Consider the following 385-nt stretch of genomic DNA (forward strand, 5'->3'; position numbering starts at 1 on the left):
GACGACGATCTGTTCGGTGGCCTAGGAGAAGACCTCGTTAAGGGCGGTGATGGAAATGACATCCTCATCGGCGACGTTTTCAGCGACCCCTCTGCTGGAGGTGACGACACACTGATCGGCGGCGCAGGAAACGACGTAATTGCGGGCGGTCTGGGTAACGACAGCCTGAGCGGCGGCGACGGTAACGACACACTGATCGGCGGCACCGCCGATGCGGAGCGTTCCGGCGGCGGGGTTAGCTTTGGCTTCGATTCGAACGCCGCTAGCGGCGACGATCGTTACAACGGGGGTGACGGCCTCGACTCCGCCTATCTTCTATTTGGCGGTCGCTCGAAGAGTATAAGCCTAGAGATCAGTAGCGTGGCCGACGTTACAGAAATACGTG

The 385-nt window shown here is 60.0% G+C and carries 1 protein-coding gene; it reads left to right on the forward strand.

Going from position 1 to position 385, the window contains the following annotated elements; all coding sequences use genetic code 11:
* Positions 1-385, forward strand: a 385-nt coding sequence (locus I6F37_RS44630) for a calcium-binding protein (RefSeq protein ID WP_368736846.1), incomplete at both ends; no start/stop codon positions are given.

This window comes from Bradyrhizobium sp. NBAIM08 (assembly GCF_020193935.1).
Taxonomy (GTDB): domain Bacteria; phylum Pseudomonadota; class Alphaproteobacteria; order Rhizobiales; family Xanthobacteraceae; genus Bradyrhizobium; species Bradyrhizobium yuanmingense.